The 17955-nt window shown below is 72.6% G+C and carries 14 protein-coding genes; 7 read left to right on the top strand and 7 right to left on the bottom strand.

Annotated features, from left to right (window positions below):
- Positions 1–186: 186 nt before the first annotated feature.
- Both ccrA and mce read right to left on the bottom strand, forming a co-directional pair.
- Positions 187–1518, bottom strand: a complete 1332-nt coding sequence (gene ccrA, locus ACI8AP_RS08500; RefSeq protein WP_456588902.1) for a crotonyl-CoA carboxylase/reductase — start codon at positions 1516–1518, stop codon at positions 187–189.
- A gap of 98 nt (positions 1519–1616) precedes the next feature.
- Complete coding sequence (mce, locus tag ACI8AP_RS08495; RefSeq protein ID WP_456588901.1) at positions 1617–2075, bottom strand: methylmalonyl-CoA epimerase; 459 nt, start codon at positions 2073–2075, stop codon at positions 1617–1619.
- 203 nt (positions 2076–2278) lie between these two features.
- Between mce and ACI8AP_RS08490 the strand changes: the two genes are divergently transcribed.
- The 3 genes from ACI8AP_RS08490 to ACI8AP_RS08480 all read left to right on the top strand — a co-directional run bounded on the left by ACI8AP_RS08490 (position 2279) and on the right by ACI8AP_RS08480 (position 6096).
- Complete coding sequence (locus ACI8AP_RS08490) at positions 2279–3469, top strand: acetyl-CoA C-acetyltransferase (protein WP_456588900.1); 1191 nt, start codon at positions 2279–2281, stop codon at positions 3467–3469.
- Between the two features lie 73 nt (positions 3470–3542).
- On the top strand, positions 3543–4565 hold the full coding sequence (gene meaB, locus ACI8AP_RS08485; protein WP_456588899.1) for a methylmalonyl Co-A mutase-associated GTPase MeaB: 1023 nt from the start codon (positions 3543–3545) through the stop codon (positions 4563–4565).
- Between the two features lie 61 nt (positions 4566–4626).
- Positions 4627–6096, top strand: a complete 1470-nt coding sequence (locus ACI8AP_RS08480) for a phytoene desaturase family protein (RefSeq protein WP_456588898.1) — start codon at positions 4627–4629, stop codon at positions 6094–6096.
- A 64-nt stretch (positions 6097–6160) separates the two neighbouring features.
- Here ACI8AP_RS08480 and ACI8AP_RS08475 read toward each other — a convergent pair whose 3' ends face one another.
- A complete protein-coding gene (locus tag ACI8AP_RS08475; protein WP_456588897.1) occupies positions 6161–6307 on the bottom strand; it encodes a hypothetical protein in 147 nt (48 codons plus the stop codon).
- Between the two features lie 194 nt (positions 6308–6501).
- Here ACI8AP_RS08475 and ACI8AP_RS08470 point away from each other — a divergent pair, with 194 nt between their 5' ends.
- The 4 genes from ACI8AP_RS08470 to ACI8AP_RS08455 all read left to right on the top strand — a co-directional run bounded on the left by ACI8AP_RS08470 (position 6502) and on the right by ACI8AP_RS08455 (position 10165).
- Complete coding sequence (locus tag ACI8AP_RS08470; protein ID WP_456588896.1) at positions 6502–7008, top strand: MarR family winged helix-turn-helix transcriptional regulator; 507 nt, start codon at positions 6502–6504, stop codon at positions 7006–7008.
- Between the two features lie 39 nt (positions 7009–7047).
- Positions 7048–8727 (top strand): acyl-CoA mutase large subunit family protein, encoded by a 1680-nt coding sequence (locus tag ACI8AP_RS08465; RefSeq protein WP_456588895.1) that lies wholly within the window; start codon positions 7048–7050, stop codon positions 8725–8727.
- 26 nt (positions 8728–8753) lie between these two features.
- Positions 8754–9113 carry a VOC family protein gene (locus ACI8AP_RS08460; protein WP_456588894.1) on the top strand — a complete coding sequence of 120 codons (360 nt, stop codon included), beginning with the start codon at positions 8754–8756 and terminating at the stop codon, positions 9111–9113.
- Positions 9114–9205: 92 nt separating this feature from the next.
- A complete protein-coding gene (locus ACI8AP_RS08455; protein ID WP_456588893.1) occupies positions 9206–10165 on the top strand; it encodes a tetratricopeptide repeat protein in 960 nt (319 codons plus the stop codon).
- A gap of 53 nt (positions 10166–10218) precedes the next feature.
- On the opposite strand, the gene ACI8AP_RS08450 is transcribed toward ACI8AP_RS08455, so the two are convergent.
- The 4 genes from ACI8AP_RS08450 to treS form a co-directional block, all read right to left on the bottom strand.
- A complete protein-coding gene (locus ACI8AP_RS08450) occupies positions 10219–11604 on the bottom strand; it encodes a neutral zinc metallopeptidase (protein WP_456588892.1) in 1386 nt (461 codons plus the stop codon).
- Between the two features lie 131 nt (positions 11605–11735).
- The gene (glgB, locus tag ACI8AP_RS08445; protein WP_456588891.1) at positions 11736–14624 is read right to left on the bottom strand and encodes a 1,4-alpha-glucan branching protein GlgB; all 2889 of its coding nucleotides are present in this window, start codon (positions 14622–14624) and stop codon (positions 11736–11738) included.
- Positions 14625–14676: 52 nt separating this feature from the next.
- The gene (locus ACI8AP_RS08440; protein ID WP_456588890.1) at positions 14677–16044 is read right to left on the bottom strand and encodes a maltokinase N-terminal cap-like domain-containing protein; all 1368 of its coding nucleotides are present in this window, start codon (positions 16042–16044) and stop codon (positions 14677–14679) included.
- Positions 16041–17858: a maltose alpha-D-glucosyltransferase gene (treS, locus tag ACI8AP_RS08435; protein ID WP_456588889.1), complete on the bottom strand. Its 1818-nt coding sequence runs from the start codon at positions 17856–17858 to the stop codon at positions 16041–16043. The genes ACI8AP_RS08440 and treS overlap by 4 nt, the downstream gene beginning before the upstream one ends.
- Positions 17859–17955: the final 97 nt, after the last annotated feature.

Below are 17955 nucleotides of genomic sequence, written 5' to 3'. Positions count from 1 at the left end.
GGGTGGGGGTCGTGGTGGGGGGGGTTGTGGGGGGGATTGGTGGGGGGGGGGGGGGGGGGGGGCGGGGGGGGGGGGGGGGGGGGGGGGGCGGCGCCCCCCCCCCCCCCCCCCCCCGGTGAGTCGCTGGAACGGCCCCGTCCAGAGGCTCACCCCGAGCGCGCGAGGGGTGAGGAGGACGGGGTCCTGCTACACGCCGCGGAAGCGGTTGATCGCGTCGATGTGCTTCTCGCGCTTCTCGGCGTCCTTGACCCCCAGGCCCTCCTGGGGGGAGAGGGTCAGGACGCCGACCTTGCCCTGGTGGGCGTTGCGGTGGACGTCGAGGGCGGCCTGGCCGACCTCCTCCATCGGGTAGACCTTCGACAGGGTCGGGTGGATGAGGCCCTTGTCGATGAGGCGGTTGGCCTCCCACGCCTCCTTGTAGTTGGCGAAGTGCGAGCTCAGGATCTTCTTGAGGTTCATCCACAGGTACCGGTTGTCGTACTGGTGCAGGTAACCGGTGGTGGAGGCGCAGGTGATGATCGTCCCGCCCTTCTTGGCGACGTAGACGCTCGCGCCGAAGGTCTCCCGGCCGGGGTGCTCGAAGACGATGTCGACGTCCTCGCCGCCGGTCAGCTCGCGGATCCGCTTCCCGAAGCGCTGCCACTCCTTCGGGTCCTGGGTCTCCTCGTCCTTCCAGAACTTGTAGCCCTCCGCGGACCGGTCGATGACCAGCTCGGCGCCCATCTTGCGGACGATCTCGGCCTTCTCCGGGCTGCTGACCACGCACACGGGGATCGCGCCGCCGTTGAGGGCCATCTGCGTGGCGTAGGAGCCCAGGCCCCCGGACGCGCCCCAGATCAGGACGGTGTCGCCCTGCTTCATGTTGGCGCCGTTCTTGCTGACCAGCTGGCGGTAGGCGGTGGAGTTGACCAGCCCGGGGCTGGCCGCCTCCTCCCACGTGAGGTGGGCCGGCTTGGGCATCAGCTGGTTGCTCTTGACCAGCGCCAGCTCGGCCAGGCCGCCGAAGTTGGTCTCGAAGCCCCAGATCCGCTGCTGCGGGTCCATCATCGTGTCGTCGTGGCCGGCCGGGTCCTCCAGCTCGACCGAGAGGCAGTGCGCGACCACCTCGTCGCCCGGCTTCCACTTGTTCACGCCCGGGCCCACGCGCAGCACGACGCCGGCGAGGTCGGAGCCCACCACGTGGTAGGGCAGGTCGTGCCGCTTGGTGAGCTCGGAGACCCGGCCGTAGCGCTCGAGGAAGCCGAAGGTGGAGACCGGCTCGAAGATCGACGTCCAGACGGTGTTGTAGTTCACCGAGGACGCCATGACGGCCACGATCGCCTCGCCCGGGCCGAGCTCGGGGGTCGGCACTTCGTCCACGTGGAGGGACTTGCGCGGGTCCTTGTCCTTCGTGGCCTGGCCTTCGAACATGTGCTGCTCGTCCTTGCGGACGAGCACGGCGCGGTAGGACTCCGGCACGGCCAGGCCCCCCAGCGCGTCCAGCTGGTCGGCGAGGATGGCGTCCCTGATCTCGTTCACGCGTACTCCCGGGTCATCGGTGGCCGTGGTCGGCCGGGCTCGGAGGGCGGTGCGGGTGCGGTGAGGTTACCGGTGGGTAACCGGCAGGACGGGGTGGGTCAGCGGGCCGGCTCCACGAGCTCGACCAGGACGCCGCCGGCATCCTTCGGGTGGACGAAGTTGACCCGGCTGTCCGACGTCCCGCGCCGGGGGGTGTCGTAGAGCAGTCGCAGGCCGCGCTCGCGCAGCGTCGCGCTCACCGCCTCGACGTCGTCGACCCGGAAGGCCAGCTGCTGCAGACCGGGACCGGAGCGGCCGATGAACTTCGCGATGGTGGACTCCGGCGTCAGCGGCGCCAGCAGCTGGATGCGGGTCTCCCCGGTGCCGACGGCGAGCATGGCCTCGCGGACGCCCTGCTCCTCGTTGGTCTCCTCGTGCACCGAGTGCACGCCGAAGGTCCGGGCGTAGAAGGCGATCGCCTCGTCCAGGTCGGGGACGGCGATGCCCACGTGGTCGATGGTCGTCAGCAGGCCCTCGGGCAGGCCGGGGCGGGCGGCGTCGTTGCTCACGCGAGGCATCCTGCCGTCAAGACGTCTGAGACGACAGGTCGTTGTGGTGGGCCTCACTCCCCGGGCGTGACGGCGGCCACGAAATCCGCCCTGCCGCGCGTCGGATGCCCGTCCTATCCTTCCCGGAAGGCCCGACGCCGCGCCGGTAACGCCGTCGCGGTGCGTCCCGACAACGAGGTCGCCACCGGCGGCGGCCCGCCACTGGAGGCAGCATGTCCCGCTCGGTCATCGTCAGCGGCGCCCGTACCCCGATGGGCCGGCTCCTCGGCTCGCTCAAGGACTTCTCGGCGGCCGACCTCGGCGGCATCGCCATCAAGGCCGCGCTCGAGCGGGCCGGCATCTCCGGCGACCAGGTCGACTACGTGATCATGGGTCAGGTCATCCAGGCCGGCGCCGGCCAGAACCCCGCCCGCCCGGCCGCGGTGGCCGGTGGCATCCCGATGTCGGTGCCCTCGCTGACCATCAACAAGGTCTGCCTCTCCGGCATGAACGCCATCGCGCTGGCCGACCAGCTCATCCGCGCCGGCGAGTACGACGTCGTCGTCGCCGGGGGCATGGAGTCGATGACCCAGGCGCCGCACCTGCTGGCCAGCTCGCGGACCGGCACGAAGTACGGCGACACGAAGCTGATCGACGCGATGGCCCACGACGGGCTGTCGGACACCTTCGACCAGGTGGCCATGGGGGCGCTCACCGAGCAGGCCAACAGCCGCTACGACCTGACCCGCGAGGAGCAGGACGAGTTCGCCGCGGCCAGCCACCAGAAGGCCGCGCGCGCCGCCAAGGACGGGATCTTCGACGAGGAGATCACCCCGGTCCTCATCCCGCAGCGCAAGGGCGACCCGATCGAGTTCCGCGAGGACGAGGGGATCCGCCCCGACACGACCGCCGAGAGCCTCTCGAAGCTCAAGCCGGCCTTCGCCAAGGACGGCACGATCACCGCCGGCACCGCCTCGCAGATCTCCGACGGCGCCTGTGCCGTCGTGGTCATGAGCGCCGAGAAGGCCGCCGAGCTCGGGTGCACCGTGCTCGCCGAGATCGGCGCGCACGGCGTCGTCGCCGGCCCGGACGCCACCCTGCAGAGCCAGCCGTCCCGGGCGATCCAGAAGGCCTGCGAGCGCGAGGGCATCGACCCGACGTCGCTCGACCTGGTCGAGCTGAACGAGGCGTTCGCGGCGGTCGGCATCGTCTCCACCCGTGAGCTGGGCATCGACCCGGAGAAGGTGAACCCGAACGGCGGGGCCATCGCCCTCGGGCACCCGATCGGCATGAGCGGCGCTCGGATCGTGCTGGACCTGGCGCTCGAGCTGCGCCGCCGCGGTGGCGGTGTCGGCGCCGCCGCGCTGTGCGGTGGCGGCGGCCAGGGTGACGCGCTGATCCTGCACGTGCCCGCGAAGAGTTGAGCGAGCTCGCGAGCTCGACCGGGGAGCGGAGCACCCCCGGCACGTGGCTGACGAGCGCCAGCGAGGAGGCCGCGTGACGGAGGGGACCGCGGTCCAGCCGGCGGCTCCGGGCGCCCCTCGCGGGCGGCGGAGCCGTCGGGCCGCCGACGTCCCGACGCTGGTGGCGGGGGCCCGCGAGGGCGATGCCCGGTCGGTGGCCCGGTTGATCTCCCTGGTCGAGGACGCGAGCCCGGCGCTGCGCGAGGTGGCGGCGGCGCTCGCCCCGCACACCGGTCGCGCCCAGGTCATCGGCCTGACCGGCTCGCCGGGCGTGGGCAAGTCGACGTCGACGACCGCGCTCGTGCGGGCGCTGCGGCAGGCCGGCAAGCGGGTCGGGGTCCTGGCCGTGGACCCGTCGTCGCCCTTCTCCGGCGGAGCCCTGCTCGGCGACCGTGTGCGCATGCAGGACCACGCCGGCGACAGCGGCGTCTTCATCCGGTCCATGGCCTCGCGCGGGCACCTCGGTGGGCTGTCCTGGGCCACGCCGCAGGCCCTGCGCGTGCTGGACGCCGCCGGGTGCGACGTGGTGCTGATCGAGACCGTCGGTGTCGGGCAGTCCGAGCTCGAGATCGCGTCGCTCGCCGACACCACGCTGGTGCTGGTGGCCCCCGGCATGGGCGACGGCATCCAGGCCGCCAAGGCCGGGATCCTCGAGGTCGCCGACGTCTTCGTGGTGAACAAGGCCGACCGGGACGGTGCCGACCAGACCGTGCGCGACCTGCGCTACATGCTCTCGCTCGGCGGCCGGCACTCCGAGGCCGGGCACTGGCGCCCGCCGATCTGCCGCACGGTGGCCGCCCGCGACACCGACAACGGGGTCGAGGAGGTCCTGGCGAGGATCGAGGAGCACCGGCAGTGGCTGGAGTCCTCGGGGGAGGGGCACCGTCGCCGCAGCGAGCGGGCCGCCCGCGAGATCGAGGCGATCGCGCTGGCCACGCTGCGCGAACGGATGGGTGACGTGCGCGGGTCCGCCGCGCTCGGGGCCCTGGCCGACGCGGTCGTCGGCGGCGGGACCGACCCCTACCGCGCCGCCGACGAGCTGCTCGGCCAGCTGTAGGCGCTGACCGGGCAGGGCGCGCCCGGTACGGCCAGGATGGACGGGTGAACGGACTACGGCATTGAACGGCAAGGCGGACGCCGTCGTGGTCGGAGCGGGACCCAACGGGCTGGCGGCGGCGCTCCGCCTCGCGGCTGCCGGCCTGCGGGTGCAGGTCGTCGACGCCGGAGAGCGGCCCGGCGGCGGGATGCGCACCGAGGAGCTCATGCGCCCCGGCTACCACCACGACGTCTGCTCGACCGTCCAGCCGCTGGCCGCCGCCGCGCCCTTCTTCCGCGAGTTCGACCTGCCGGCGCGGGGTGTGCGCCTCGTGCAGCCCCGGATCAGCTTCGCCCACCCGCTGGACGGCGGCCGGGCGGCGGTCTCCCACCGCTCCCTGGAGCGGACCGCGGAGGGGCTCGGCGCGGACGCGGCCGCCTACCGTCGCCTGTTCGCGCCGCTGGTGGAGCACGGCGCCGACATCGTCGACTTCTTCCTCACCAGCCGGCTGCGCAGCTTGCCGACGCGCAGCCCGGTGCAGATCGCCAGGTTCGGGCTCACCGGCCTGCCCAACGTGCGCTGGCTGGCGCAGCGGTACTTCGACACCCCGGAGGGGCAGGCCCTCATCGCCGGCGCTGCCGCGCACGGAATGCTCGACCTGCGCCAGCCGCTGACCTCGGCGCTGGGCATGCTGCTGACGATGCTGTCCCACCACGTCGGGTGGCCACTCGTCGAGGGTGGGTCGCAGAAGCTGGCCGATGCCATGGTGACCGCGCTCGAGGAGCAGGGGGGCGAGGTCGTCACCGGGCGCCTGGTCACCGACCTGCGCGAGTTCGAGGGCGTGCCGGCGGTCCTGCTCGACACCACGCCGGACGCCTTCGTGTCGATGGCCGGGGACCGGGTGCACGAGGGTTACCGCCGCTGGGTGCAGCGCTACCGGCACGGCGCCGGAGTGTTCAAGATCGACTGGATCCTCTCCGAGCCGGTGCCGTGGGCCAACCCCGACGTGCGCAGCGCCGGGACGATCCACGTCGCCGGCACTTTGGCGGAGACGATCGCGGGGGAGCAGGCGCCGAACGAGGGGCGGCTCACCGACCGCCCCTACGTGCTCGCCGTCCAGCCGACCGTGCCCGATCCCAGCCGCGCCCCGGACGGCGGGCACATCTTCTGGGCCTACGTGCACGTGCCGCACGGGTCCGACGTCGACATGACGCAGGCGATCGAGACGCAGATCGAGCGGTTCGCGCCCGGCTTCCGCGACACTGTCGTCGACCGCCACACGAAGAACGCCGTCGCGATGGAGCAGTGGAACCCCACCTACCGGGGCGGGGACATCTCCAACGGCCAGACGACGCTCTGGCAGATGCTGGCCCGCCCGGTCCCGCGCTGGAACACCTACAAGACGCCGGTGCGCGGGGTCTACCTCGCGTCGTCGGCCACCCCGCCCGGTCCCGCCGTTCACGGGGCCTGCGGCGACCAGGCCGCGCGCGTCGCCCTGGCCGAGGTGTTCGGCGTGCGGGAGGTCCCGCCGCTGCGGCCACCGCTGCACTGAGCCGCCCGGCCGTCGTCGAGTGGGCGGGGGGTCGAGCGGCCCGGACCTCACGCGGCGTCGAGGGTCAGTGCACGAGCCGCAGGGCCGCGGCGATGCGGGCGAGCAGCTGGACCGGGTCGGTGAGGTCCTCCGCGGTCACGAGGACGACGGTCCACCCGGCCGCCCTGCAGGGGGCCGCCGGGCAGGAGGGAACAAGGGATCGCCGCTGCATGCGCACCCCGCGGACGGCGGTCAGTTGTCGGCGGCACCGTGGCAGCGTGCCCGGTCGCACCGGAGTGCCGTGGCCCCTTTCCCAGGCACCCCCGGTGTCGACCCGACGTGGTGACGGTCGGGGTCGACACCACGACAGGTCGGCACCGAGCGAGGGTGGCGGCGGGGGAACGTGGCGCAGGTACCGTGCCGCGCATGGTCCGACCGCTGGGGTTGCCGTTCGACCCGATCGAGCGCGCCGGGGAGACGTGGGAGAAGCACTTCGGGCCGTCCTCGGCGATGCGGGCGGCGACGTCGGTCTTCCGGGTCCAGCAGATCCTGCTCGCCCGCTTCGACGAGGTGCTGCGCCCCCTGGAGCTGACGTTCGCCCGGTACGAGGTGCTCGTGCTGCTCACCTTCAGCCGGTCGGGGGAGTTGCCGCTGAAGGTGATCGGCAGCCGGCTGATGGTGCACCCGACGAGCGTCACGAACGCGATCGACCGCCTGGTCGCGGCGGGCTACGTCGACCGCCGCCCCAACCCCGCCGACGGTCGGGGTGTCCTCGCCTCGATCACCGAGCGCGGTCGCGCCGTGGTGGAGGAGGGCACCCGGGCGCTCACCGGCATCGGTTTCGGCCTGGAGGACCTCTCGGTCGACGAGCACGAGATCCTGTTCGCCACGCTGCGCCGGGTCCGGCTGGGCGCCGGCGACGTCGCCGGGTGACCCTCGACACAGGATAGTTGGACGTCCTAGCATCTCGGCATGACCCAGGACGCGCGGCAGCGGTGGCAGCAGCGGTACGACGCGGCACTGGCCGCAGGTCGGGTGCGGGACGCGGACTTCACGACGCTCTCGGGCGTCGAGGTCGACCCGGTGTACGGGCCGGCCGACGAGAGCGCGGTGGAGGGCTTCGAGCGGATCGGTTACCCGGGTGAGTTCCCCTTCACCCGGGGCCTGCACGCCACCGGTTACCGCGGTCGGGCCTGGACCATCCGGCAGTTCGCCGGCTTCGGCAACGCGAAGCAGACGAACGAGCGCTACAAGATGATCCTGGCCGAGGGCGGCGGCGGGCTCTCGGTGGCCTTCGACATGCCCACGCTCATGGGCCGGGACTCGGACGATCCGCGCAGCCTCGGCGAGGTCGGCCACTGCGGCGTCGCCATCGACACCGCCGTGGACATGGACGAGCTCTTCGACGGCATCGACCTCGCGGGGACGACGACGTCGATGACCATCAGCGGCCCCGCCGTCCCGGTCTTCTGCATGTACCTGGTCGCCGCCGAACGCCAGGGCGCCGACATCGGGAAGCTGAACGGCACCCTGCAGACCGACATCTTCAAGGAGTACATCGCGCAGAAGGAGTGGCTCTTCCCGCCGGAGCCGCACCTGCGCCTGATCGGCGACCTGATGGAGTACTGCGCCGAGAAGATCCCGGCGTACAAGCCGATCAGCGTCTCGGGCTACCACATCCGCGAGGCCGGCTCGACCGCCGCGCAGGAGCTGGCCTACACGCTGGCCGACGGCTTCGCCTACGTGGAGCTGGGCCTGTCCCGCGGCCTGGACATCGAGCAGTTCGCGCCCGGCCTCTCGTTCTTCTTCGACGCGCACATCGACTTCTTCGAGGAGATCGCGAAGTTCCGCGCCGCGCGCCGCATCTGGGCCCGCTGGCTGCGCGACGTCTACGGAGCGACGACGGAGAAGGCCCAGCAGCTGCGGTTCCACACCCAGACCGCCGGCGTCTCCCTGACCGCCCAGCAGCCGGACAACAACATCGTCCGGACGGCGGTCGAGGCGCTGTCGGCCGTGCTCGGCGGCACGCAGAGCCTGCACACCAACGCGCTCGACGAGGTGCTCGCCCTGCCCAGCGCCAAGGCAGCGCAGATCGCGCTGCGCACGCAGCAGGTCATCGCCGAGGAGACCGGCGTCATGAACGTCGCCGACCCGCTCGGCGGCTCCTGGTACGTCGAGGCGCTCACCGACGAGATCGAGCGGCAGGCCGAGGAGATCTTCGCCCGCATCCGCGACATGGGCACCGACGGCACGATGACCTCGGGCATCCTGCGGGGCATCGAGGACGGCTGGTTCACCGGGGAGATCGCCGAGGCGGCGTTCGTCTACCAGCGGGCGCTGGAGAAGGGCGACAAGAAGGTGGTCGGGGTCAACACCCTGGTCGGCTCGGTCGACGCCCACGACAAGCTGGAGATCCTCCGGGTCAGCCACGAGGTGGAGCGGGACCAGAAGGCCGAGCTCGCCGAGCGCCGGCGGCAGCGGGACGACGACGCCGCGCGGGCGGCCGTCGCCCGCATGGTGGAGGTGGCCCGGACCGAGCAGAACATGGTGCCGGCCATGCTCGACGCGGTCCGCGCCGAGGCCACCCTCGGCGAGATCTGCGACGCGCTCCGCACCGAGTGGGGCGGCTACACCGAGCCCGCGCGGTTCTGACGTACCCGCCCGGCACGATGCCGGGCATGACCGACCACGTGCACCACGCCATCGACTACGTCGAGCTGACCGTCACCGACCTGGAGCGGGCGAAGCGCTTCTACGCCGAGGCGTTCGGCTGGGACTTCACCGACTACGGGCCGGCCTACGCCGGGATCCGCGGCGCGGGCGGCCCGGAGGCCGGCGGCCTGCGGGTCGACGAGCAGCCGCCTCGGCCCGGCGGCCCGCTCGTCCTGCTCTTCTCGGCCGACCTCGACCGCACGGTCGCCGCCGTGGCGGCCGCCGGCGGTCGGGTGACCGAGGGCCCCTACCCGTTCCCCGGCGGTCGGCGGTTCCACTTCGCGGACCCGGACGGCAACGAGCTGGGTGTCTGGTCGGAGGCCTGACCGGGGCCGCTCGATGCGCCACGGGGGGCGCGGGTGGCACGAGCAGGGGCGGCCGGTAGGACCGGCGTGCGCGGGGTGGGATGATCGAGGTCATGCAGCCGACCCGTCCCGGACGCCCCGACCCGCGCGCGCAGGCACAGCAGGCCCAGATGGCCGCCGCCATGGCCGGCGCCGTCGACCTCGCCGCCGTCAAGGCCCGCTCGGAGGCCGCAGCACGCGCCCAGACCGCCCCGCCGCCCAGCGCCTCCGCGCCGGCGGGCGCGGCGGGCGGCGCCGTCGTCGACGTCACCGAGGCCACGTTCCAGGCCGAGGTGCTGGACCGTTCGTTCCAGGTGCCGGTGGTGCTCGACCTGTGGGCCGAGTGGTGCGGTCCGTGCAAGCAGCTCTCCCCGGTGCTCGAGCGGCTGGCCGTCGAGGGCGGCGGCTCCTGGGTGCTGGCGAAGGTCGACGTCGAGGCCAACCCGGCGCTGGCCCAGGGGCTGCGCGTCCAGGGCATCCCCGCCGTCAAGGCGGTGTGGCAGGGGCAGCTGGTCGCCGAGTTCACCGGGGCCATCCCCGAGGAGCAGGCCCGCCAGTTCGTCACCGAGCTGGTGCAGGCCACCACCGGCGGCGCGGTCCCCGGCGCCCAGCCCCAGGAGGTGGAGGATCCGCGGCTGGACGCCGCCGAGGCCGCGCTCGAGCGTGGTGACCTCGCCGCGGCCGAGGCCGCCTACGAGGCGATCCTCGCCGAGGAGCCCGACCACCCCGACGCGAGCATCGCCCTGCGCCAGGTGCGGCTGTTCCGCCGGGCGGAGGAGGCGGGGCCGGAGGCGCTGGCCGCCGCGGACGCCGCGCCCGACGACGTCGCCGCGCAGACACGGGCCGCGGACTTCCTGCTGGGCACCGGCGACATCGAGGCCGCCTTCGACCGGCTGCTCGACGTCGTCCGCCGCACCGGGGGCGAGGACCGCGACCAGGCGCGCAAGCACCTGGTGGAGCTCTTCTCGGTCGTCGGCGACCAGGACCCGCGCGTCGCCGCGGCCCGCCGTCAGCTCACCGCCGCGCTGTTCTGAGCCGGCCCCGCTCCTCTTCCCGCGCGCATGCGAGCGGGGAGAGGAGCGGGCCTTCACCGGATGTCGCAGGCCTCGCCGCCGTCGAGGAAGCCGCTGCGGAAGGCGCCGACCAGCTCGAAGCCCGAGGCGTCGGTGTCGGGGAACACCTGCTCGTCGACGCCGTAGCGCAGCAGGAACTGCACGGCCTCGTCGAGGTCGCCCGGGCTGATCTCGGCCTCGACCACGTCGACGAACTCGGCGTTGTACCACTGCGCCTGGTACCAGCCGGTGAGGCAGACCGCCGACCGGGTCGCCTCGCCGTCGTCCACCGACAGGCCGGCCTGGTCGCGCACCGCGAGCGCGTAGGGGAGGGCCATGGCCGTGGCCAGCGCGAAGTCGCCGATCTCGTCGTAGGCCGGTACCGCGAGGTCGGTCTCGTCGATGTAGACGGTCAGCTCGTCGGGGCAGTAGCCCAGGTCCCGGCCGTCGAGCCCGTCGCAGGCCGGGGCGCTGCCGTCGAACCCGGCGATCTCGGGTTCCTCGAACCGACCGCCGAAGGCGGCGGGGAAGACGTCGCCCCAGAAGGCGGGCAGGGTGGCGCCCACCCAGTCGACGATGTCGGCGAAGTAGGCGTTCCCCTGGTTGAGGTCGGTCGGAGTGAACTCCGCGGCGGTGAACAGCCGGTCCTCGCCGAACGCGTCGCGGCAGGTGCTCAGACCGCTCTCGAAGCCGTCGTAGAAGGCCGAGACGCGGTCGAAGTAGGAGCCGTGCGCCTCGACGTCGTCCGGGTCGCTGCCCACGTCGTCACGGAGCAGGAGGAACCCTCGGACGACGTCGTCGAGCTCCGGCTCGCGCAAGGACACGTGCGCGGCCTCCCCGTCGGCGACCCAGCGGGTCCAGGCGCCGGCGAGGCAGTCGGCCTGGGTCTCGTCCTGGATGCTGCGCCCGGACTCGGCGAAGCCGAACCGGCCCTGCATGGCGTGCCCGAACTCGTGCGCCATGATCACCGGCACGAGGAAGCGTCCGTAGTCGTCGGAGAGCTCCTCCAGCAGCGCCCGGTCGTAGGCGATGACGTCGCAGGCCGGGTCGTAGAACGCGTTGCCGGCCACGTCCTCCGGCGCGGTGGGGGAGCCCGCGCAGCCGATCCCGGTCTCGGGGTAGGCGTTCCCGTCCAGGTCCTCGGAGTCCACGGAGAAGTAGCCCTCCAGCGGGGTGTACTCCTCCCCGAAGTACTCGGGGTAGGCCTGTGTCCAGAAGGTCTCGAGGTCGGCCAGGGCGTTGCGGGCGAACTGGTCGATCGGCTCGTCGCTCACGCCGGTGATCGGGAACTGCTCGGCCGGCACATCGGTCGGCGCCCCGTCGGGGGGAGTGGCCTCCCCACGGACCGTGCCGGTGGCGCAGCCGGAGAGCACCAGTCCCGCGGCCACCAGGGGGGCCACCCGGCGCAGCAGCTCTCTCATCCGGTGGCTCCTCCAGGCGGTGCGGGGCGCGCGTCCGGGAGGTCGCGCGCCGCACAGCATGCCCGGTGGGGCAGGACCCGGCCACCACCCGGCAGCGCTGGAGCGGCGCGGCCGGGTGGTGGAACGCTGGATCAGCCCTCGTGCAGGAACCAGACGGTGCCCAGCGGCGGTGCCGAGATCGTCGCCGAGTACGGCTGGCCGTGCCAGGGCTCCGCCTCGGCCTCGATCCCGCCGTAGTTGCCGACGCCGGAGCCGCCGTAGCCCTCGGCGTCGGTGTTGAGCACCTCGCGCCAGTGCCCGGGGCGGGGCAGCCCGATGCGGTACTCGTGGTGCGGGGCGCCGGAGAAGTTGACGACGCAGGCCAGCGCGGAGCCCGCGACCGTCTCCTCGGCGGTGCCCTCTCCGGTGCCCTCTTCGCTGCCCTCCGCGGGGTCCGCGGCGGCTCCGGCTCCCTGCGGGGCCGCCCCGTAGCGCAGGAAGGACAGCACGTTGCCCGAGGCGTCGTTGGCGTCGATCCACTGGAAGCCGGCCGGGTCGACGTCCAACGACCAGAGGGCGTCGAGCTCCTTGTACCGGCCGTTGAGGTCGGTGACCAGCTGGAGGATGCCGCGGTGCGCGGGGTCGTCGAGGTGCCACCAGTCCAGCGAGCGGCTCTCCGCCCACTCGGAGTCCTGGGCGAACTCCGACCCCATGAACAGCAGCTGCTTGCCGGGGTGGGCCCACATGTAGGCCAGGTAGGCGCGCAGGTTGGCCAGCTGCTGCCACCGGTCCCCCGGCATCTTCCGCAGCATGGAGCCCTTGCCGTACACGACCTCGTCGTGGCTGATCGGCAGCACGTAGTTCTCGCTGTACGCGTAGTGCATCGAGAACGTCAGCTGGCCGTGGTGGTAGCTGCGGTAGACCGGCTCCCGCTCGACGTAGGCGAGCGAGTCGTGCATCCAGCCCATGTTCCACTTGAAGCCGAAACCCAGCCCGCCCAGGTGGGTCGGCCGGGTGACGCCGGGCCAGGCGGTCGACTCCTCGGCGATCGTCATGACGCCGGGGACCTCGCGGTAGACGGTCGCGTTGAACTCCTGGAGGAAGGCCACCGCCTCCAGGTTCTCCCGGCCGCCGTACTTGTTGGGCTCCCACTCGCTGCGGGAGTAGTCCAGGTAGAGCATCGAGGCGACCGCATCGACGCGGATGCCGTCGATGTGGAATTCCTTGCACCAGTACAGCGCGTTCGCGACGAGGAAGTTGCGGACCTCCGACCGGCCGAAGTCGAAGACGTAGGTGCCCCAGTCCAGCTGCTCGCCCCGGCGCGGGTCACCGTGCTCGTAGAGCGGCGTCCCGTCGAAGCGGGCCAGCGCCCACTCGTCCTTGGGGAAGTGGGCGGGCACCCAGTCGACGATGATCCCGATGCCGGCCTGGTGTGCCCGGTCGATCAGGTACCGCAGGTCGTCCGGGGTGCCGAAACGGGAGGTGGGCGCGTAGTAGGAGGTGACCTGGTAGCCCCAGGAGCCGCCGAAGGGGTGCTCGGCCAGCGGCATGAACTCGATGTGGGTGAAGCCGGCCTCCCGGACGTAGTCGACCAGTTCGTCGGCCATCTCGCGGTAGGACAGCCCCTCGCGCCACGAGCCGGCGTGGACCTCGTAGACGCTCATCGGGCGCTGGTGCCACCCGGCCTCGGCGCGCTCGGTCAGCCAGGCGTCGTCGCCCCACTCGTAGGTGGACTCCGTCACCACGGAGGCGTTCAGGGGCGGCACCTCGGTGGCGAACGCGAGCGGGTCGGACTTCTCGCGCCAGGTCCCGTCGGCACCCAGGACGTGGTAGCGGTAGCGGGTGCCGACCTGCACCCCGGGGATGAAGATCTCCCAGACACCGGAGGACCCGAGCACCCGCATCGGGTAGGCGCGGGCCTCCCAGTAGTCGAAGTCGCCGGTGACCTTCACGCCGCGCGCGCTGGGCGCCCAGACGGCGAAGGAGACGCCCTCGACCGTGCCGCGCGGCGTCTCGTACCGCCGGACGTGCGCGCCGAGCACCTCCCACAGCCGCTCGTGGCGCCCCTCGCGGATCAGGTGCTCGTCGACCGGTCCGAGCGTGGGCAGCCAGCGGAAGGGGTCGTCGACCGTGTGCGTGGTCGTGCCGCCCTGCCCGTCCCCGTAGACCACCTCGATCCGGTAGTCCCCGGGCTGGCGGGGGAGGCGCGCCTCGTGGATGCCCCCGTCGTGCAGGCGCTCGGCCTCGTACCGGCTGCCGTCCTCGTCGAGGACGGCGACGCTGACCGCATCGGGCCGCAACGTGCGCACGGCCCAGCCCTCGGCCGTGCGGTGCGCGCCGAGGATGCGGTGCGGGTCGTGCGACCAGCCTTCGACGATCGCCCGGAGTTCCTCCTCGCCGAACTCCTCGATCCCGCTGTCCTCGGCGGCGCCGGCGGTCGTACCGCCGGCGGGGGACGGAGCGCCGGCCGGCAGGACCGGCGCAGCCGGCTCCGCCGAGCCCCCGGTGGTCGCCCGGTCCTCGGTCGGCGCCTGCGGGGTGTCGGGCTGGGCCGGGTCGGGGTCGGGGGCTTCCGGCTGCCCGGCCGGGGCGCCGCTGGGGGAGCCGGGCTCGGCGACGGGGGCGGGGGCCACCACCGGGTTGGCGGTGATCTCGGTGTCCTCGCTGCCGGGCTCCGGCGTGGCCTCGGTGGCCGTGGGCGCGGCGGCGACCTTCTTCGCCGTCGCCCGCTTCGCTGCCGTCGCCTTCGTGGTGGGCGCCGCCGCGTCGGCGGCGGCCGCCTTCTTGGCCGGGGTCGCCTTCTTGGCCGGCGCCGCCTTCTTCGCGGCCGGGGCCTTCTTCGCGGGCGCCTTCTCGGCGGGCGTGGCCTTCTCGGCGGGCGCCTTCTTCGCCGCGGCGCGGCGGGTCGTCTTCTTCGCCGGTTCGGCGTTCACGACCGGGCCGCCGGCAGCTGCCTCGGCCTCGGCCACCTTCCGGTCCACGGCGCGCTGCAGATCGTCCTTGTCGGCCACGTGGCTCTCGCCTCGGTCGTCGGTCGTCATCGTCTCGCCGTCCTCGTCCGTTCTCGGTGCTCTGGTCCGTCGGTTCGGGAGCTCAGTCGCGGCCGGCGAGCCGGGCGATCGACTGGAGCGGGATCATCAGCCAGTGCGGACGGTTCCTCGCCTCGTAGACGCATTCGTAAACCGCCTTGTCTGCCTCGAACGCCCGAAGGAGTGGTGACTCCCCGCACGGGTCCAGGCCGCTGGCCTCGGAGTAGCCGGCGCAGAAGGCGGCCCGGTTCCGTGCCGCCCACTCCTGGGCGCGGTACTCGCGCTGCGGGTCCTCCGGCTGCTCGACGAGCAGGTGCCGGGCCGCGTAGTCGAAGCTGCGCAGCATGCCGGCGACGTCGCGCAGCGGGCTGTCGAGCTCCCGGCGGGACACGAGCGGGCGGGCCGGCTCACCCTCGAAGTCGAGGATGATCCAGCCGGTGGCGGTGCGCAGCACCTGGCCCAGGTGGAGGTCGCCGTGCACCCGCTGGCGGACGACCTGCTCGCCGCTCTCGGCGACGGCGGCGTAGACCTGGCGCAGCGCGTCCGCGTGCTCCTGCAGCTGCGGCACGATCTCGATCGCGGCGTCGAGCCGCTCGGACATCTGCCGGGCCACGGTCGGGTACCAGTCCGGCGCGGCCTCCTCCGTGGGGAGGACCGCAGCCATGTCGGCGTGCACCGAGGCGGTCGCCGCACCCAGCCGCTCGCTGTCGGCCGCGAAGTCCCCACCCACCTCGTCGGCGTGCAGGTCACCCTCGGCGTACAGGTCGCGGACGCTCGCGGTCGCCAGCCGCCAGCCGTCGCTGGCGTTGGGCACGAACGTCTGGAGCATGGCCACGGTGGCCGGTTCGCCGCCCGCCGGGTCGTCGATCTCCACGTGACCCAGCAGCGGGGCGATGTGCTCGTTGTCGGTCCGGCGCAGGGCGCCGTGGATCTCGACGTCGGGGTTGAGCCCGGGCTCCAGCCGCCGGAAGAGCTTGAGGATCGCCTCCTGGCCGTACACCAGCGAGGTGTTGCTCTGCTCGGTCGAGACGATGTCGCCCGGCAGGCCAGCGGGGATGTCGCCCTCGCCGGCGGGGGCAAAGTGCATCGGGCCCACCGAGGAGCCGTTGGCCAGGTGGATCAGCCACGGCGCGGTGGCCTCCCGATCGCGCATCGCGTCGTAGGCGTAGGTCTCCTGCCCCTCGCCCACGACCGCGCCGATGTAGGCCGCTCCCAGCTCCTCGGCCTGCTGGTCGCGCCAGGAGATCGGCACCAGGTAGGTGTCGCGGGCGCCGTCGGTGTACTCGATCCGCACCCGGTGCACCGACAGCACCGGGTTGCCGCGGTCGAGGAAGAAGCCGTCCTCGGTGACCCCGGCCCACTCGCGGCCCTTGCCGCCGAACCACCGCTGCTGCGGGATCCACTCGCGGAACAGGTCGATCAGTGCGCTCATCGGGCATCTCCGGACTCGTCGGACGGCTCGTCGGCGGCGCTCACCACGCCCGCGGCCAGCAGGGAGTCGGCCACGGCGCTGGAGGTGGCGCTGGCCCAGTCCTCGTGCTCGTCGGCGGCGGGCTCGGTCGGCTTGGAGAGCTCGAACCAGTAGAAGCCGTGGCCGGCGAGGGTGAGCATGTACGGCAGGACGCCGATCTGCGGGAACTCCACCCGCCCGGTGAGCTCGATCGGCGTGTAGCCCTCGAAGCGGCGCAGGTCCAGCTCGACCGGCTGCGGGAAGCGCGACAGGTTGTTGACGCAGAGCACGACGTCGTCGCCGAACTCGCGCACGAACGAGAGCACCGTGGGGTTGCGCGAGCCGATCTCGGCGTAGCTGCCCAGCCCGAAGGTGGGGTGCTGACCGCGGACCTGGATCATCCGCCGGACCCACTGCAGCAGCGAGTTGGTGTTGCGCAGCTGGGCCTCGACGTTGGTGACCTGGTAGCCGTACACCGGGTCGGCGTTGAGCGGCAGGTACATGCGCTGGGGGTCGGCGGTGGAGAACCCGCCGTTGCGGTCCGGGGTCCACTGCATCGGCGTCCGGACGCCGTCGCGGTCACCGAGCCAGATGTTGTCGCCCATGCCGATCTCGTCCCCGTAGTAGAGGACCGGGGAGCCCGGCAGGCTCAGCAGGAGCGCGTTGAACAGCTCGAGGGTGTTGATGTCGTTGTCCAGCAGCGGGGCCAGCCGCCGGCGGATGCCGATGTTGGCCTTCATGCGGGGGTCCTTGGCGTACTCGTCCCACATGTAGTCGCGTTCCTCGTCGGTGACCATCTCGAGGGTCAGCTCGTCGTGGTTGCGGAGGAAGACGCCCCACTGGCAGTTGTCCGGGATGTCCGGCGTCTGCGCCATGATCTCCGAGATGGGGAAGCGCTGCTCCCGGCGCACCGCCATGAACAGGCGCGGCATGACGGGGAAGTGGAACGCCATCTGGCACTCGTCGCCGTTCTCGCCGAAGTACTCGACGACGTCGGCCGGCCACTGGTTGGCCTCGCACAGCAGCACCGTGTCCGGGTAGTTGGCGTCGACGACCTTGCGCACCTCCTTGAGGAACTCGTGGGTGCGCGGGAGGTTCTCGCAGTTGGTGCCCTCCTCTTCGAAGAGGTAGGGCACGGCGTCGAGCCGGAAGCCGTCGATGCCGAGGTCCAGCCAGAAGCGCAGGGCGTCGATGATCGCCTCCTGCACCTTCGGGTTCTCGAAGTTCAGGTCGGGCTGGTGGGAGAAGAACCGGTGCCAGAAGTACTGCTTGCGCACCGGGTCGAACGTCCAGTTGGAGCTCTCGGTGTCGACGAAGATGATCCGGGCGTCGGAGTAGCCGGTGTCGTCGTCGGCCCAGACGTAGAAGTCGCCGTACGGGCCGTCGGGGTCGCTGCGGCTGGCCTGGAACCACGGGTGCTGGTCCGAGGTGTGGTTCATGACGAAGTCGATGATCACGCGCATGCCCCGGGCGTGGGCCTCGTCGAGGAACTCCTTGAAGTCCTCGATGGTGCCGAACTCGGGCAGCACCGCCGTGTAGTCGCTGACGTCGTAGCCGCCGTCGCGCAGCGGGGAGGCGAAGAACGGTGGCAGCCACAGGCAGTCGACGCCGAGCCACTGCAGGTAGTCCAGCTTGTCCTTCATGCCGCGCAGGTCGCCGACGCCGTCGGCGTTGCTGTCGGCGAAGCCGCGGACGAGCACCTCGTAGAAGACCGCGCGCTTGTACCACTCGGGGTCGGTGCCCGGCGGCGGGAGCGCGGACCGGTGCGAGGGGGAGTCGGGGACGGGAACGTTCATCGGGAGCGGGTGCCCCTCTCCTGTCGTGCCTGGGGTGGAAGTGCGCGGCCCGCCTGCCGGGGCCCGCCGCGAGCGCGCGAGCGGTGGGGGTGGGGGG

This window comes from Blastococcus sp. SYSU DS1021 (genome assembly GCF_054050995.1).
The sequence above is the reverse complement of the archived record's forward strand: the minus strand, read 5'-3'. Positions and strand labels throughout refer to the sequence as shown.

What these genes read in the sequence shown, in the direction of transcription:
- mce (WP_456588901.1), bottom strand. Translation starts at nt 2,075, where the DNA reads ATGCCTCGCGTGAGCAACGACGCCGCCCGCCCCGGCCTGCCCGAGGGC.
- ACI8AP_RS08490 (WP_456588900.1), top strand. Translation starts at nt 2,279, where the DNA reads ATGTCCCGCTCGGTCATCGTCAGCGGCGCCCGTACCCCGATGGGCCGG.
- ACI8AP_RS08475 (WP_456588897.1), bottom strand. Translation starts at nt 6,307, where the DNA reads ATGCAGCGGCGATCCCTTGTTCCCTCCTGCCCGGCGGCCCCCTGCAGG.
- ACI8AP_RS08470 (WP_456588896.1), top strand. Translation starts at nt 6,502, where the DNA reads ATGGTCCGACCGCTGGGGTTGCCGTTCGACCCGATCGAGCGCGCCGGG.
- ACI8AP_RS08465 (WP_456588895.1), top strand. Translation starts at nt 7,048, where the DNA reads ATGACCCAGGACGCGCGGCAGCGGTGGCAGCAGCGGTACGACGCGGCA.
- ACI8AP_RS08460 (WP_456588894.1), top strand. Translation starts at nt 8,754, where the DNA reads ATGACCGACCACGTGCACCACGCCATCGACTACGTCGAGCTGACCGTC.
- ACI8AP_RS08455 (WP_456588893.1), top strand. Translation starts at nt 9,206, where the DNA reads ATGCAGCCGACCCGTCCCGGACGCCCCGACCCGCGCGCGCAGGCACAG.
- ACI8AP_RS08450 (WP_456588892.1), bottom strand. Translation starts at nt 11,604, where the DNA reads ATGAGAGAGCTGCTGCGCCGGGTGGCCCCCCTGGTGGCCGCGGGACTG.
- glgB (WP_456588891.1), bottom strand. Translation starts at nt 14,624, where the DNA reads ATGACGACCGACGACCGAGGCGAGAGCCACGTGGCCGACAAGGACGAT.
- ACI8AP_RS08440 (WP_456588890.1), bottom strand. Translation starts at nt 16,044, where the DNA reads ATGAGCGCACTGATCGACCTGTTCCGCGAGTGGATCCCGCAGCAGCGG.
- treS (WP_456588889.1), bottom strand. Translation starts at nt 17,858, where the DNA reads ATGAACGTTCCCGTCCCCGACTCCCCCTCGCACCGGTCCGCGCTCCCG.